We start from the raw sequence: 14,549 nt of genomic DNA, 5'->3' as shown, positions 1-14,549 counted from the left end.
CAATACCTAACTTTTTTAAATTGTGTTCGCCAATTTAATAGTACATTTATTGTACTGCACACAGGCTGTTCACCTGCTTAAACCAGGAACATGGATATTTTTTCTTCATACAACCTGATCATTGAAGCCTCGGTCATCCTGATCCTATCGTTCTGGTTCAACGGGCTATCCCGCAAAACCAATATCCCTTCTGTATTGATGCTTATTGTGCTGGGCATTGTACTGCAGTATGTGGCAAAAGCTTTTGTAGACCAGCTCCCTGATTTGTTTCCCGCACTTGAAGTCCTCGGTATAGTAGGACTTATCATGATTGTACTGGAGGCCTCCCTTGAACTGGAGTTGCGAAAAGACAAAATCTGGGTTTTACTGAAATCCATGGCGATTGCCCTCATGGGGCTTGGTCTTTCGGCCTGGATTGCCGCGCTAATCCTGCATTCCCTCATCCCGGAGATGAGCATACCTCAGGCATGGGTGTATGCCACGCCTCTTTCCATATTGTCGAGTGCTATCATTATTCCCAGTGTGACGAGGTTGAGGGAGGAAAAAAGGGAATTCCATATTTATGAGAGTACCTTTTCGGATATTGCCGGGATCATTCTTTTCTATTTCCTAATCGGGCAACTCAATCCGGAAGAAGGTACCGGGGTGGCCGGGTTTGCCGGCAGCATTTTACTGACCATTGTAATAGCCATCATTGCCAGTTACGTTATCATTCTCATATTCCAGGGAATTAAATCCCAGGCAAAACAATTCCTCCTAATTGCCGTATTGCTGTTGCTCTATGCAATAGGTAAAAAGTTCCACCTTTCTTCCCTGATCATCATCCTTATATTTGGACTGGTTATTGCCAATATGAAACTTTTCTTTGCCGGACCTCTCAAGAAATACTTAAAGGAAGACCGCGCCAAACAGATCTATAAGGAACTACATATAATTACCCTGGAAAGCGCTTTTGTGGTACGCACCTTTTTCTTCGTAGTATTTGGAATTACCATTATCCTTTCTTCTTTGTTAAGTATACGGGTATTGCTGATCAGTATTCTGATCCTGACCTCCATTTACGGGATCAGATTTGTTCTGCTACGCACATTTTACGGCAAGGATATATTTCCCCAGCTTTTTATCGCACCCAGAGGGCTTATTACAGTTTTACTGTTTTATGCCATACCAGAAGAAGCCAAGGTAGCGGCCTTCGATCAGGGTATATTGCTTTTTATAATTATTGGCACCAGTGTAATTATGACCTGGGCAATGATCCGGAGTCGCAAAAAACCAGCAACAGGAGAGGTCATCGATCTTGAAATAACCAACCAGGTAGTTGAAGAAGAAGAATAATGGAGATGAAAGGAAGCCGGATACACAAACTGGAACCCTACCTTGGGGAGTTCGTTTACGGCGGCATGGATGGCAGCGTAACTACATTTGCCGTGGTCGCCGGTTCTGTGGGGGCAGGCCTGGATAGCTCTGTCATTATTATCCTGGGTTTTGCAAACCTACTGGCAGATGGTTTTGCCATGTCTGTAGGAGCATACCTTTCTGCCAAAACACAAAAGGACAACTTTGATAAGCACAGGGCTCAGGCTGCCAGGAACATGGAAACGGTGCACGAAGTGGAAAAAGAAGAAATTCGGAGGATCTATTCCCTGAAGGGATTTGAAGGTGAGCTGCTCAATAAGGTGGTGGATTTAATTACGCGGGACAAAGAGCGTTGGATAGATGTGAAAATGAAGGAGGGACTTCAGATGAACAGACCCATGAAGTCCCCATTGTGGATTGGTGGGATAACTTATATTTCGTTTTTACTGATCGGGCTTATTCCCCTTGCCGTTTTTGTGCTGGATTACCTGAACCCCATAGACAAAAACCTATTTGTTATCTCCTCAACACTCACGGCTATGGGCTTTTTTATCATAGGCTGGCTAAAAGCCGTTGTTAATCAGACCCGTATCCTGAAAGGCATATCAGAAACGGTAAGTCTGGGAACCATCGCCGCGGTAGTAGCCTACTTCGTTGGCTATTTGCTAGAGCAACTATTGAGTTGATCCGTAAACCTGTAACATGTAATTAGTGCAGCATTCCTTCTAGTTAAACCCGTATTCACGGATTCCTTCATGACTGATTTTGATGACTTCCAGTGGTTTCATACCATCAAACGTCCTGTCCTGTTCTACCATGTAGTATTTCATGCCCGACTTTGATTTCATCTTGAGGATTTTTTCGAAATCTATTGTCCCTGTGCCTACGGGGGCAAATCTGCCCTGTTCGTCCATATCCTTCACATGCCAGATCTTGAAACGACCAGGGTACTTTTCAAAATAAGCGAATGGATCTGCACCCGCTTTAGTCACCCAATACAAATCCATCTGGAAGTTAACAATTTCAGGGTCCAGATTCTCTAATAAATGATCAATGGGAACAACCCCATTTTCATCGGCCATAAACTCAAAGTCGTGATTATGATATAAAAGTTTAATTCCAGCTTCTTTGCATTTTTTACCCAGGATCTGCAGGATTTCCGCTAAGTTTTCCACGCTTCCTTCCATGCCCATCTTTCCCGCTTCGCGGTCATATTTAAACATTCCCATTGGGGGTATAGGGACAACGAAATACTGGAAGCCTGCTGCTTTTGTATCTGCTATCATGGTATCGGCATTTTCCAGGGTTACACTTCCCTGATGCGCACTGAGTGGTTTCAGCTTAAGTTTTTTTAACTGCGCCTTAAATTCACTGGGCGACATACCATAAAACTTACCATCCGAATAATTGGCCGCCTCAACGTAGGCATAACCAGCATCGGCTACCTTCTCCAGCGTTTCGATCGGATCCTTACTCATTTCCGCCCTTACTGTATAAAGTGCCAGTCCACCAAATCTTTCCTGTGCATTGACAGCTACAGATATTAAAAATGCTAAAAACACGCCATAAAAAGTGGCCTTTCTTGAAATTCTGGTATCGTAATTCATTGTAAATGGACTAAATGGGATTAATGTTGCTTCAGCTTAATCCTTTATCATAACTCAGAGGATACTCCATGAGTTCTTTAATTAAGGGGCAGAAAGATACTGCTTTTTTGCTACATTTTCCATTAATAAGTTACTGGGGTTGTTCCCGGGCTATTACAAAGAAAAAGGCTCCTTTTCAGAAGCCTTAATAACCTTTCTCTATTATGTTAGTTTACACCTATGGTATCCGCATTGCCATCCGGATCACCATTTACTGTTCCGCCGTTTCCAATATTCCCTAAAAGCAGTAGGCCTGCAGCATGGGGAGCAGCCATTGAAGTACCGCTTATACTGTTGTACCCACCACCTTTCCAGGTTGACTTAATGGATACACCGGGTTCACAGTAGTCTACCGGGGGATTGCCGTAGTTTGAGAAAGATGCCCAGTTGTCTCCCTGAGACATTGCCGAAATAGTGTAGATATTTGATCCATTGGCAGATGCCGGAGACCGGGTATTTGCATCTGTACTTTCATTACCTGCAGCCAGGGCAAATTTAACCCCGGTAGAGGCAGCGCTTTCTACAGCATCGTTAACAGCTTGCGAATAGCCTCCACCTAAACTCATATTGGCCACATCCCCATTACTACCATTGGCAGCCACATGATCAATCCCCGCTATTACACCGGAATAAGAACCACTTCCGCGGCTGTCCAGTACTTTTACAGGAATAACTGTAGCTCCCGCCGCAACGCCAACCACGCCAACTTCATTATCAATGGCAGCAACAGTTCCTGCAACGTGTGTGCCGTGTCCATTACCATCAGCTGAAAGATCGGAATCTTTGCCCTTGCTGAAGGCATTGAATCCCCGACTTACATCAACGTTGAGGTCTTCATGGCCAGAATCAATTCCGGAATCTATAATCCAGGCAACATTATTACCGGTATATGTTGCTCCACCGTTGACCCGTGTTATACCCCAGGGCTTTTCCTGGGCTGCAGAACCACCGCCATCGCCTCCACCTCCCGGTCCTCTTCCAGGCGGGGGTGCGAGGGTAAACATCTGGTCTTTTTCAATATAGGCCACCCTTTCATCGGCCATCAGCTCTGCTGCCTGTTCCTCAGAAAGTCTAACCGAAACCCCGGTTAACGTTTTACTGTAAACATGCTCGATAATTTCACCCCTCATCTGCAAACCATCAAAAATCTTTGTTGCCATTTCTTTTACCGCTGCTTTGGCTGCATTGTAATCCGCACCGTATCTCGCACCTACATCTCCGGTGACCTTCTGGTCAAAAACAACAATGTAGGATCCTTCTATAACATAACTGCCCTGTTGTACTACAGTGGCCTCTATGTCTTGCTCAAATACATTTTGTAAATCAAGGTTGTCGTCTTGAATGACAGATTCGTCCGAACAGGAAAATAAAAACATACCTGCACCGGCAATCAGAACCATACGCCTTAAAAAAGTCTGCTTCATAATAGTTAAGGTTTAATTTGTGTTTGGTTGAATTTAGGAAAATTTTAAGAATTGAACTTAAGTGACCCATATTTTTCACTGTTCATCATCCGGTGTAAAAAAGGAATGAAAATGGAAAAATAAAGAATATGAAAAGGAGGGCAGGGTATAAAACAAAAACCCCGCAAAATTTGCGGGGTTTTTGTTGGCCTACTAGGACTCGAACCTAGAATGACTGAACCAAAATCAGTAGTGTTGCCAATTACACCATAGGCCAATCTCTCATTAGAGCGGACAAATTTAAAACATTCTTTTGTTTGCACAAACAAAATGGAGAGATAAAACGGGTAACACTACCGCCATTGCTGTTAAAGGTTTTAGAAAAATAACCGGGGTTAAATTTTATAATTAGTAAATTCGCTTCGACCTGTAAATTGGAACATAGATGTTTGCAAAGAATTTTGAGAAATGGGAAACCCGCTTAGGCTGGGTTACTTTTTTTATAGCCCTGATAACCTACGGATTAACCGTAGAGCCTACCGGTAGCTTCTGGGACGCCGGTGAATACATCACCACCTCAGCCAAATTGCAGGTAGGTCACCCTCCTGGTGCCCCATTGCTGCAAATGATCGGTGCCTTTTTCGCCATGTTTGCACTTGAGGCAGATCAGGTTGCGCGCATGGTGAATTACGTATCAGGGGCCTCCAGCGCCTTTACCATATTATTTATGTTCTGGACCATAACCAACCTGGTCCGCAAAATGATACCTTCAAATGTTTCATTTACCAACAGTCATGCAATAGCTGTTCTGGGCAGCGGTTTGGTGGGAAGCCTGGCATTTACCTATTCGGACAGCTTCTGGTTCAATGCCGTGGAAACAGAAGTTTACGCGATGGCCAGTTTTATTATGGCCTTGCTATTATGGCTTGGGCTTAAATGGACGGACAACCTGGACCATCCCAGGGGCAATCGCTTTCTTATCCTGATTTCGTTTGTAGTGGGCCTAACTTTTGGGGTACAGTTTATGGGATTCCTGGCCATCCCTTCCATTGGTCTGCTTTATTACTTCAAGCGCTATAAAACAACCACTGTCAAAAACTTCCTGCTTGCCAATATACTGGTCATTGCCGTACTGATGTTGGTCTACAAGTTTTCGCTGACCTATGTGTTGAAACTCTTTGGCTGGAGTGAAGTATTTTTCATCAATAGTATTGGACTCCCGTTTAATTCCGGAACCATTATCATGGGACTGCTTTTTGCTGCGGCCTTTTATTTTGGGCTACGATATACCCGAAAAAATAATTATCGCATTGCCAATACCCTGGTGCTGTGCGCCCTCTTTTTGTTTTTGGGCTTTTCCTCCTGGCTAATGCTGCCTATCAGGGCCAATGCCAATGTAGTAGTTAATGAGAACAACCCATCGGATGCCAGGTCCCTGCTGGCTTACTACAACAGGGAGCAATACCCGGGAGTAGACAGCCCGGTATACGGCACTTACTACTCAAACCTCTTTGCACCTCCGGGCGAAGACAAGGACGACAAGCCTAAATACGAAAAGGACGAGGCCCTGGGAAAATACGTCATCGTTAACAACTACGAAGATGCTATGCAGGGGCCTAATGAGGCTCACCGCGGCATATTACCTCGTATGTGGAGTGAACAGCACGCCGAGAATTACATGAAGTATTTTGGCCCTCTTGATTTCCGCTTAAAATCTTCCAATGAAGAATTGAGGAGGGCTGCTGCACAGGTGAAAAACGGACTGGCCAATGGCGAGATCGATGAAACCCAGTACATCAGTTTCCTCAGGCAATTCGGGGAATATCTGGAAGTTCAACCACCATCCCTTTGGGACAATCTGGGCTATATGTTCCAGTTCCAGTTCGGCTATATGTACTGGCGCTATTTCATGTGGAACTTCGTTGGTAAGAAAGATGATATTCAGGGGAGATACAATGGCAATGGCGAATGGATCAGTGGCATTAACTTTATAGACAGCCTGCGTCTGGGAAGCCAGGACAATCTTCCGGAGGATGTAATGAACAACAAAGGGCGCAATACCTACTTCTTCCTGCCTCTGCTTCTGGGTGTAATTGGTTTGGTATTCCAGCTTTCAAAGAACCCCAGGCATTTTTGGGTACTCTTTGTGTTTTTTATGTTTACTGGGCTGGCCATTCAATTCTATACCAATCCCTACATTTTCCAACCCCGGGAAAGGGATTATTCCCTGGTAGGGTCTTTTTACATTTTCGCCCTTTGGATTGGCATCGGGGTTTACGGCCTTTTTGAGGAGTTTAAAAAATACCTAACCCCTAAAATTCTTGCCCCGGCAGTTCTGGTTGTTTGCCTTCTTGCCGTGCCGGGGGTAATGGCATTTCAAAACTGGGACGACCACGATCGATCCGGTCGGTATACCGCAAGGGCAAGCGCAATGGCATACCTGGATTCCTGCGAAAAAGATGTGGGTGCCATGCTATTCACCATAGGCGATAACGACACCTTCCCACTTTGGTATGTTCAGGAAATTGAAGGGCATAGGCAGGATGTGCGCATTATCTGCACCAGCCTGTTTGCTACAGACTGGTATGTAGACCAGATGAAGCGAAAGGCGTACAAAAGTGATCCCATCCCATCCCAACTCACCCATGAATTGTACCGTTACGGAAACAGGGACGTGATATACCACCAGGAATTAACGGATCAGCGTTGGGATATAAGAGATTTTATGGATTGGATAGCTGATAACAAACCACAATCCAAATTGAGGTATATTCTACAAAAGCAGGGTCGGGATTTGAGCGAATACCCGGAAAGCACTCTGGATCTGGTCTATTACCCTACCAACAAAATCAGGGTTCCTGTTAATAAGGAAAATGTGCTGAAAAGCGGACTGGTAAAAGCAAAGGATTCTGCACTTATTGTGGACTACATAGACATAGACCTTCCATCAGCACTGCCTAAAAACCGTATCATGATGCTGGACATCCTGGCCAACAACAACTGGGAAAGGCCCATTTATTTTTCCGGTGGAAGTTTTGACAAGGCCGAGTATATCTGGATGAAAGAATATCTGCAACTGGAGGGCCTCGCCTACAAGCTCGTTCCTATTAAGACGGTCAATGAAAGTCCTTATGAAATGGGTCGTATAGACACAGAGCGCATGTACGAGGTGGTAACCCAATGGGATTGGGGAAATTCAGGTAGCCCTGACATATATCACGACCCGCAAACCCGTATTCAGGGCCTCTCTTTCCGGGGCAACCTGGCACGCCTTGCAGAAGCTCTTATCAGTGAGAATAAAATAGACAAGGCCCGTGAGATCATCGACATTGCCATGACCAACCTCCCAGTGGAACATTATGGTTACTACACCTTTGTAGAACCTTTTGTAGATGGATATTACAAGGTTGGGGAAACCGAAAAGGCCCGGGCGCTCTTTAAAAAGCTAAAGGCCATTTATCAGGATCGACTGGAATATTATGCTGGTATTCCACTGGATGAACAATACGATAAAATTGAGGAGATAATTGCCGACATGGAGGGTTACCGGCGCAATATCGATATCCTTATTGATAATGATGACCGGGAAATGGCCGAGGTGGAAACCCAGGTTTTCAATGAAACCATTGATATGTTCAGCCATTTTTACCAGAATGAACTTCTCGAAGAGGAAAGCTGGGACCAAGTACCGGATACAGTTGCCCCGGAAGAAGGAACAGGCACCGACAGTCTTTTGCCAGAGTAAGGCTACCCCAAAAAGCTAACTGCTGTAACCTTGCTTAAAATATAAAAAGGTACGGGTGGTTCTTAAACGTATTCATTCAGGATCCCTATCAGGGTATTGGCATCCTGCTCACCGCTTTGTCGCCAGACCATCTCACCTTTCTTGTAGATCATTAAGGTGGGCAGGCCCTTGATACGGAGCGCCTGTGAAAGCTCCTTGTTCTTATCCACATCAATCTTAATAACCTTCCCTTTATCGCCAAGGGCTGCTGCTACATCCCTAAGAACTGGGTGCATGGAAGTAGATTGCTCATTCCATTCTGCATAAAAATCCAGAAGTACCGGGATGTTCAGATCGATGAGTTCTCCAAATTTCGACATAGAAATAACGTTGGATTACCGTTCAAAAGTAAGAAAAAATGTGAATAATACAGTTAGGGCCAATAATTTGTGATTTCGGAGATCAGGCAGCGGCTACACTGGATTTCCTTTTCAGGGTGATAACCGTTATTTCAGGCCATATACCCACTCTTCCGGGATAACCAAGGAATCCGAACCCGCGGTTGACATTTATGAACTGCCCCAATTCTTCGTAAATCCCAGCCCAGTATTTATAGCGCCACTTCACAGGGCTCCATTTTACCCATCCCGGGATTTCAATACCAAACTGCATCCCATGGGTGTGTCCACTCAGGGTAAGGTGAAAGTGATAGGGATGATGAATAACAACATCTTCCCAATGCGATGGATCATGGCTCAACAGTATCTTAAAATCTTCAGATCTAACACCGGCTGTAGCCTTGTCCAGATCACCTGCTTTTTTGAAACCACCACGCCCCCAATTCTCAACCCCTATCAGTGCCAGCTGCTCGGAACCTTTCTGAAGGTAGCGACTCTCATTGAGCAATAAATCAAAACCCATATCCCGCTGAAGCTGTTTCAGTTCCTCCAGGTTCTGCCGCTTCAACTCTGGCGTATCCCAGGGAATATAATCCCCATAATCATGGTTCCCGAGTATGGAATATATACCATCTGGCGCCTTAAGCCGGGAAAACAAATCTGCCCAGGGCTTCATTTCATCCGTTTTGTTATTGACCATATCCCCGGTAAAAAATATGGCATCGCTCTGCTGTTTGTTGATCAGGTCAATAGCGTATTCTATCTTCTCCCGATTGTCAAAACTACCGCTGTGTACATCCGAGATCTGGGTGATCTGGTATCCGTCAAAAGCCTCAGGGAGGTCATCAAACTCCATCTCGTATTTCAATACCTGGAAGTTGTACTTACCCCTGTACATGCCATACAACAATGCTCCGAAAGGTATAGCCGCAATTCCCATGGCCATCAGGCTGAGGAACCTCCTCCTCGTAGGCAGACTAAACTCTCCGGAACCCCCAAAAAATTTTTGATAGGACGCGGCCAGGAAACGAAAAAGGTCTTCCGAAAATAGAAACCCAATAGTGATAATCTTAAAAGTAATCATGGCCAGCAGGAACCCAAAAGCATAACTCTTGGGACGGCTCAGTACACGGCCTGCCTCTTCTCCGATTGTAAACTGATAAACAAAATTCCCGATGACCAGAAGGGACAAACCCATAAATGCGTAATACACATATGGGAATCGGGTAACGGTCTTAAGGGCTTGAAGGGCATAAAAACCCATAACCAGGTAAACGACAATAAATACAATCCAGCGCAGCATGCCCTTTTTTTACAAAGATATTTGTTTAACCCGATTCGGCTAAATCTCTTTAGCTATTCTTTAACGCTTTGCACTACAGCCCGCAATACCTCGTAATCTGCAGTTGCTATATCGGTTTCGGATAACAAACCACCGCCCATCAAGCTTATGCCGTGGTGTGGTTCACTGTTATTTTGCATAACGGCACCGGATAAATGCAGTGCTTTAAACCCGGCTTCAATGAATTGCCGGATATTATTGGGCCTTATCCCGGCACCTGGCATTACCGTTGTGGCCCTGGAGCACTTGTGCATCTTTTTTAAAAGAGGTAGCCCCATTGGCGCACCTTTGGCTTTTCCGGAACTCAACAAGGTGTTAACCCCCATATCCTGGAGGGTTTGAAAAGTTTGCATCGGATCCGGAACCCAGTCAAAGGCCCTGTGGAAAGTAAACGAAAGCCCTTCAGACGCCTCCAGAACTTTTTCGGTTCGATCTGTATCCAGCACATGGTCTTTCTGCAGTATCCCACAGACAATACCTTCTGCTCCACTCGACTTGAACAGGGCTATATCGGCCAGTATCACTTCAAATTCTGCCTCGGTGTAAGCAAAATCCCCGCTTCTGGGACGGATCAATACATGCACCGGAAGGGATGTGCGGGCCTTTACTTCCTTAAAAAGCCCCATGGAAGGGGTAATACCCCCTACTCCAAGCTCAGAACACAGTTCAATCCTGTCTGCCCCGGCCCGCCCGGCACTCAATGCCGAATCCAGTGAGGCTGCACAAACTTCCACTATCATATTTATGTATCTTTAACACATCCTAAATGTAATCACCTCCCGAGATGAAAAGAAGAAATTTTGTAAAAAACTCCGGTTTGGGTGCCGCGGGATTGATTTCGGCATCCATAGTCAACAGCTGCGCAAACCCCTCCGAAAAGAAGGAAATCCCAGTAAGTACTAAGGCTATAAAACCTATTGTTATTGCCACCTGGGATGTACCCAACGCCACGGGCAGGGCCTGGGAAATATTGGAAAAGGGAGGTAATTCTCTGGATGCCGTAGAACAGGGTGTGCGCATGGAGGAAGCCGATGTTTCCAACCAGAGTGTTGGTAAAGGGGGCAGACCGGATCGCGACGGGAATGTAACCCTGGATGCCTGTATTATGGATCACGAAGGAAATTGTGGCTCGGTAGTTTATTTGCAGAATATTGTACATCCCATTTCCGTGGCGCGAAAGGTCATGGAGGAAACTCCTCACGTTATGCTGGCTGGCCAGGGGGCTCAGAAATTTGCAGTTGAAAAAGGCTTTCAACTGGAGAATCTGCTTACTGAAAAATCCAGGCAGGAATGGGAAAATTGGAAGGAAACGGCTCAGTACAAGCCAATAATCAATATCGAAAACCACGACACTATCGGGATGCTGGCTATTGACAATAATGGAAATCTGTCCGGGGCCTGTACCACCAGCGGAATGGCCTACAAATTAGCTGGCCGGGTGGGTGACTCCCCGATTATCGGTGCCGGATTATTTGTGGATAATGAAGTGGGTGCAGCTACAGCCACCGGTGTGGGCGAAGAGGTAGTGCGGACTGTGGGCAGTTTCCTGATTGTAGAGCTCATGCGGCAGGGAAAATCACCTCAGGAAGCCTGTGAAGAAGGAGTAAAGCGTATCATTGAAAAAAACAAAGGAAAGCTCGATTTCCAGATTGGATTTATTGCCATAAACAAAAAAGGAGAAGTAGGAGCCTATTGCATTCAGCCAGGCTTTACATACAGAACTTATTCCCCGGCAGGACATATGAACACCACTTCAGACAGCCATGTCCCGGCTTAATATTTTCGATTGGAGACTTATCTTCGTAGTTTTGAATCTGCCTTAGCTCACTTATTATGTCCGACAAAAAAAGACTTTTCCTATTAGATGCCTATGCCCTGATTTTCAGGGGATATTATGCCTTGATAAAGAACCCCAGGATTAACTCCAAGGGAATGGATACCTCTGCTATTATGGGGTTTGTAAACTCCCTGTTTGATGTGATCAGGCGGGAACAGCCAGACCACCTGGCAGTATGTTTTGACAAGGACGGCAGTGCAGAACGCACGGAACTTTTTGCCGATTATAAAGCTAACCGTGATGAAACCCCGGATGCCATTCGGGTGGCTGTCCCTATCATACAGGATATCCTGAAAGCCATGCATATACCGGTGGTAGAAGTTTCCGGACTGGAAGCAGACGATATTATTGGCACCCTGGCTAAACAGGCAGAAGAACAGGGATATCAGGTTTATATGGTAACCCCGGATAAGGACTTCGGACAGCTGGTTTCGGACAATATATATATGTATCGGCCTGCCAGGATGGGGAATGGTATCGAAATCTGGGGCATACCGGAGGTTCAGGAACGCTTTGGGGTACAGCGCCCGGAGCAGGTAATTGATTACCTGGGCATGATGGGCGATGCTAGTGACAATATCCCCGGCTTGCCGGGTGTTGGCGATAAAACTGCCAAAAAGTTTATCGCAGAATTTGGCAGCCTGGAAGAATTGCTGGCCAATACGGATAAGTTGAAGGGAAAAATGCGGGAAAAAGTTGAGGCCAATGCCGAACTGGGCCGACTTTCCAAAAAGCTGGCCACGATCTGTGTTACCTGTGATGTGCAGTTTGATGAAAAGGATTATGAGCTTTCACAACCAGACAGTGAAAAGGTACAATCCATATTTGAAGATCTGGAATTCCGGAGGCTTCGCGAACAGTTCCTCAAGATCTTCTTTACTGAAACCGGTGAAGCGGAATCAAAAGAATCAGCCCCTGTTCAGAAACTAAAGGAAAATGTTGCCGGAGGAGGACAGTTTTCCCTTTTTGGAGATGGGGGCACCCAAACCGAAGGCAAAGTAATCTCCGGAAGGCAAACCATAAAGGACACACCACATGTGTACCAGCTGGTTAATCCCGGAATGAACCGTAAACTATTTCTTCAAAACCTGATGAAGCAGACATCGGTTTGTTTTGATACGGAAACTACCGGAATCAATCCGCTGACCGCCGAACTGGTTGGGATAGCTTTTTCCTGGGAGGCCGGCAAAGGGTTCTATCTTCCTTTTCCAGAAGACCGGGAAGAGGCGAAAGAATTAATTGAGGACCTAAGGCCATTTTTTGAAGCTGAGGCCATTGAGAAGGTTGGGCAAAACCTCAAATACGATATCAAGGTCCTGCACAAATATGGAGTTGAAGTAAAGGGGAAGCTTTTCGACACCATGCTTGCGCATTACCTCATTAATCCGGATATGCGGCACAATATGGACGTACTTTCCGAAACCTACCTCAACTACAGCCCTGTTTCCATTACGGAGTTAATCGGCAAAAAAGGCAAGAACCAGCTCAGCATGCGCGAAGTACCCATTGACCAGCAAACGGAATACGCCGTGGAGGATGCGGATATTACCTATCAGCTTGCGCAGCATTTTGCGCCGGAACTGGAAGCGGCCAACACCCGTAAGTTATTTGATGAAATTGAAATCCCGCTGCTGCGCGTACTGGCCGATATGGAGCTGGAAGGCATCAACCTGGATATTCCATTTCTCAATACCCTTTCGGAAGCCCTGGACAGGGATATAAAGGCCCTGGTGGAAAAGATCTATGCAGAAGCGGGGGAAGAATTTAACATCGCCTCTCCCAAACAACTCGGCGAGATCCTTTTTGAAAAACTAAAGCTGGTAGACAAGCCCAAAAAAACCCGAACCGGTCAATATTCCACGGCAGAAGACGTACTGTCTTACCTCGCAAAGGATCACCAGATTATTCGGGATGTTCTCGAATATCGTGGATTGAGCAAATTGAAGAGCACATACGTGGACGCCCTTCCGGAACAGGTGGAACCCCAAACAGGAAGAGTACATACAGACTATATGCAAACCGTTGCCGCCACCGGCAGGCTGAGCAGCAACAACCCAAACCTGCAGAATATACCAATCCGCACGGAACGGGGCAGGCAGGTAAGGAAGGCTTTTATCCCACGTGACCAGGACCATGTATTGCTAGCCGCGGATTATTCCCAGATAGAACTTCGGATAATTGCTGCCCTTAGCGAGGAATCCACCATGATAGAGGCTTTCAAACAGGGGGAGGACATTCATGCCTCTACGGCGTCAAAAGTTTTCAATGTGCCTATCGAGGAAGTTACACGGGAACAGCGCAGCAACGCCAAAACGGTGAATTTTGGGATCATTTATGGGGTATCTGCCTTTGGTTTAAGCAACCAGACCGACCTATCTCGGACCGAAGCCAAGGAACTGATTGACACTTATTACAAGACCTATCCTAAACTGAGGGACTACATACAGGATCAGATTGAATTTGCAAGGGAACATGGTTATGTACAGACGGTTCTGGGACGAAGGAGGTACCTTAAAGATATTAATGGCAGCAACGCAGTAGTCCGGGGTGCGGCAGAAAGGAACGCCGTAAACGCCCCCATACAGGGGAGCGCTGCAGACATCATTAAGATAGCCATGATCCGTATCCACGATAAATTAAAAGAGGGAGGCTTCAAGACTAAAATGCTGCTTCAGGTGCACGATGAACTGGTTTTCGATGTATATAAACCTGAATTGGAAGAGATCAGGAACCTTATCAAATCGGAAATGGAAAATGCCTTTGACCTGGCTGTTCCATTGGAAGTAGACCTGGGGGAGGGTGCTAACTGGCTTGAAGCTCATTAATTATATAGTAAAAAACCC

10 protein-coding genes and 1 tRNA gene are annotated in these 14,549 nt (G+C 45.8%); 5 read left to right on the top strand and 6 right to left on the bottom strand.

The features are described from left to right. Positions 1–90 precede the first annotated feature (90 nt). Together OO016_RS05325 and OO016_RS05320 are read left to right on the top strand one after the other, a co-directional pair. Positions 91–1,335 (top strand): cation:proton antiporter domain-containing protein, encoded by a 1,245-nt coding sequence (locus OO016_RS05325; RefSeq protein ID WP_266011434.1) that lies wholly within the window; start codon positions 91–93, stop codon positions 1,333–1,335. Continuing rightward, positions 1,335–2,042 carry a VIT1/CCC1 transporter family protein gene (locus OO016_RS05320; RefSeq protein ID WP_266011432.1) on the top strand — a complete coding sequence of 236 codons (708 nt, stop codon included), beginning with the start codon at positions 1,335–1,337 and terminating at the stop codon, positions 2,040–2,042. Before OO016_RS05325 ends, OO016_RS05320 begins: the two co-directional genes overlap by 1 nt. Before the next feature lie 39 nt (positions 2,043–2,081). Here the strand turns inward: OO016_RS05320 and OO016_RS05315 are convergent, their stop codons facing one another. From OO016_RS05315 to OO016_RS05305, 3 genes are all read right to left on the bottom strand, one after another. Then, entirely contained in the window at positions 2,082–2,963 is an 882-nt protein-coding gene (locus tag OO016_RS05315; protein ID WP_266011430.1) for a sugar phosphate isomerase/epimerase family protein, read from the bottom strand. Between the two features lie 206 nt (positions 2,964–3,169). Beyond that, the gene (locus OO016_RS05310; RefSeq protein ID WP_266011428.1) at positions 3,170–4,426 is read right to left on the bottom strand and encodes a S8 family serine peptidase; all 1,257 of its coding nucleotides are present in this window, start codon (positions 4,424–4,426) and stop codon (positions 3,170–3,172) included. A 184-nt stretch (positions 4,427–4,610) separates the two neighbouring features. Then, positions 4,611–4,682 (bottom strand) — tRNA-Gln (locus OO016_RS05305). 168 nt (positions 4,683–4,850) lie between these two features. Here OO016_RS05305 and OO016_RS05300 point away from each other — a divergent pair. Further along, positions 4,851–8,150: a glycosyltransferase family 117 protein gene (locus tag OO016_RS05300; RefSeq protein WP_266011427.1), complete on the top strand. Its 3,300-nt coding sequence runs from the start codon at positions 4,851–4,853 to the stop codon at positions 8,148–8,150. A 62-nt stretch (positions 8,151–8,212) separates the two neighbouring features. Here OO016_RS05300 and OO016_RS05295 read toward each other — a convergent pair whose 3' ends face one another. From OO016_RS05295 to OO016_RS05285, 3 genes are all read right to left on the bottom strand, one after another. After that, a complete protein-coding gene (locus OO016_RS05295) occupies positions 8,213–8,509 on the bottom strand; it encodes a thioredoxin family protein (RefSeq protein WP_266011426.1) in 297 nt (98 codons plus the stop codon). Positions 8,510–8,591: 82 nt separating this feature from the next. Beyond that, the gene (locus tag OO016_RS05290; protein ID WP_266011424.1) at positions 8,592–9,830 is read right to left on the bottom strand and encodes a metallophosphoesterase; all 1,239 of its coding nucleotides are present in this window, start codon (positions 9,828–9,830) and stop codon (positions 8,592–8,594) included. Between the two features lie 53 nt (positions 9,831–9,883). Beyond that, positions 9,884–10,609 carry a copper homeostasis protein CutC gene (locus OO016_RS05285; protein ID WP_266011422.1) on the bottom strand — a complete coding sequence of 242 codons (726 nt, stop codon included), beginning with the start codon at positions 10,607–10,609 and terminating at the stop codon, positions 9,884–9,886. 44 nt (positions 10,610–10,653) lie between these two features. Here OO016_RS05285 and OO016_RS05280 point away from each other — a divergent pair, with 44 nt between their 5' ends. Together OO016_RS05280 and polA are read left to right on the top strand one after the other, a co-directional pair. Then, positions 10,654–11,646 carry an isoaspartyl peptidase/L-asparaginase family protein gene (locus OO016_RS05280; protein WP_266011420.1) on the top strand — a complete coding sequence of 331 codons (993 nt, stop codon included), beginning with the start codon at positions 10,654–10,656 and terminating at the stop codon, positions 11,644–11,646. Between the two features lie 56 nt (positions 11,647–11,702). Then, positions 11,703–14,531, top strand: a complete 2,829-nt coding sequence (gene polA, locus OO016_RS05275; protein ID WP_266011419.1) for a DNA polymerase I — start codon at positions 11,703–11,705, stop codon at positions 14,529–14,531. Positions 14,532–14,549 lie beyond the last annotated feature (18 nt).

Source organism: Lentiprolixibacter aurantiacus, from assembly GCF_026241225.1.
GTDB classification, from domain to species: Bacteria; Bacteroidota; Bacteroidia; order Flavobacteriales; family Flavobacteriaceae; genus Lentiprolixibacter; species Lentiprolixibacter aurantiacus.
Note: the sequence above shows the minus strand (reverse complement) of the source record. Positions and strands in the feature narration are given on the sequence as shown.

What these genes read in the sequence shown, in the direction of transcription:
- OO016_RS05325 (WP_266011434.1), top strand. Translation starts at nt 91, where the DNA reads ATGGATATTTTTTCTTCATACAACCTGATCATTGAAGCCTCGGTCATC.
- OO016_RS05320 (WP_266011432.1), top strand. Translation starts at nt 1,335, where the DNA reads ATGGAGATGAAAGGAAGCCGGATACACAAACTGGAACCCTACCTTGGG.
- OO016_RS05315 (WP_266011430.1), bottom strand. Translation starts at nt 2,963, where the DNA reads ATGAATTACGATACCAGAATTTCAAGAAAGGCCACTTTTTATGGCGTG.
- OO016_RS05310 (WP_266011428.1), bottom strand. Translation starts at nt 4,426, where the DNA reads ATGAAGCAGACTTTTTTAAGGCGTATGGTTCTGATTGCCGGTGCAGGT.
- OO016_RS05300 (WP_266011427.1), top strand. Translation starts at nt 4,851, where the DNA reads ATGTTTGCAAAGAATTTTGAGAAATGGGAAACCCGCTTAGGCTGGGTT.
- OO016_RS05295 (WP_266011426.1), bottom strand. Translation starts at nt 8,509, where the DNA reads ATGTCGAAATTTGGAGAACTCATCGATCTGAACATCCCGGTACTTCTG.
- OO016_RS05290 (WP_266011424.1), bottom strand. Translation starts at nt 9,830, where the DNA reads ATGCTGCGCTGGATTGTATTTATTGTCGTTTACCTGGTTATGGGTTTT.
- OO016_RS05285 (WP_266011422.1), bottom strand. Translation starts at nt 10,609, where the DNA reads ATGATAGTGGAAGTTTGTGCAGCCTCACTGGATTCGGCATTGAGTGCC.
- OO016_RS05280 (WP_266011420.1), top strand. Translation starts at nt 10,654, where the DNA reads ATGAAAAGAAGAAATTTTGTAAAAAACTCCGGTTTGGGTGCCGCGGGA.
- polA (WP_266011419.1), top strand. Translation starts at nt 11,703, where the DNA reads ATGTCCGACAAAAAAAGACTTTTCCTATTAGATGCCTATGCCCTGATT.